Origin of the sequence: Nonomuraea bangladeshensis, from assembly GCF_039529455.1 — a bacterium.
In the GTDB taxonomy this organism is placed as follows: domain Bacteria; phylum Actinomycetota; class Actinomycetes; order Streptosporangiales; family Streptosporangiaceae; genus Nonomuraea; species Nonomuraea bangladeshensis.
Genome location: NZ_BAAAMV010000041.1, coordinates 1 through 1,034, shown reverse-complemented (window position 1 = coordinate 1,034; position 1,034 = coordinate 1). Strand labels below are relative to the sequence as shown.

Here is a 1,034-nt window from a genome sequence, read left to right as displayed (position 1 = left end):
CCGGACGATGTACTCGATCGTGGCGACGATGTCCTCTTCGGTCAGGGTGCCCTGCGTGATCTCCGCGTCGACCCCGAGCTTCTTGTTGATCTTGTAGCGGCCCACCTTCGCCAGGTCGTACCGCTTGGCGTTGAAGTACAGATTCTCCAGCAACGTCTGCGCCGACTCCTTGGTCGGCGGCTCACCCGGCCGCAGCTTGCGGTAGATGTCCAGCAGCGCGTCGTCCTGACCCGCCGTGTGATCCTTCTCCAGCGTCGCCCGCATCGACTCGTACTGGCCGAACCGCTCCAGAATCTGGTCGTTCGTCCAGCCCAGCGCCTTCAGCAGCACCGTCACGGCCTGCTTGCGCTTACGGTCGATACGCACACCGACGCTGTCACGCTTGTCGATCTCGAACTCCAGCCAGGCACCCCGCGACGGGATCACCTTGCACCCGTACAGGTCCTTGTCGGAGGTCTTGTCCACAGTGCGCTCGAAATACACACCGGGCGAGCGGACCAGCTGCGAGACCACGACACGCTCGGTGCCGTTGATGATGAACGTGCCCTTCGGCGTCATGAGCGGGAAATCACCCATGAACACCGTCTGGCTCTTGATCTCACCAGTGGTGTTATTGATGAACTCCGCCGTGACGAACATCGGGGCGGAGTAGGTCATGTCCTTGTCTTTGCACTCGTCTACGGAGTACTTCGGCGGCTCGAACCGGTGATCCCGGAACGACAAGGACATGGTCCCCGAGAAGTCCTCGATCGGACTGATCTCTTCGAAGATCTCTTCGAGGCCCGACTGGGTCGGGACGTCCCTGCGCCCGGCCTGACGAGCCGCCTCTACCCGGGCCTTCCACTTGTCGTTGCCGAGCAGCCAGTCGAAAGACTCGGTCTGCAGGGCCAGAAGGTCAGGAACTTCGAGCGGCTCCTGGATACGCGCGAAAGACACGCGACGGGGACCAGCGGGTACGGCGGAGGCGTTGCGCGAGGCTGCCAACAGATGTCCTTCCGAGGGCTCGCGGCGGACTGACTACACGCACGCCAGAC

At 62.8% G+C, this 1,034-nt stretch carries 1 pseudogene; it reads right to left on the bottom strand.

Annotated elements, in window-relative coordinates:
- Positions 1-984: pseudogene (locus ABD292_RS48840) on the bottom strand (DNA-directed RNA polymerase subunit beta); the annotation flags it as partial.
- Between the last annotated feature and the right edge of the window lie 50 nt (positions 985-1,034).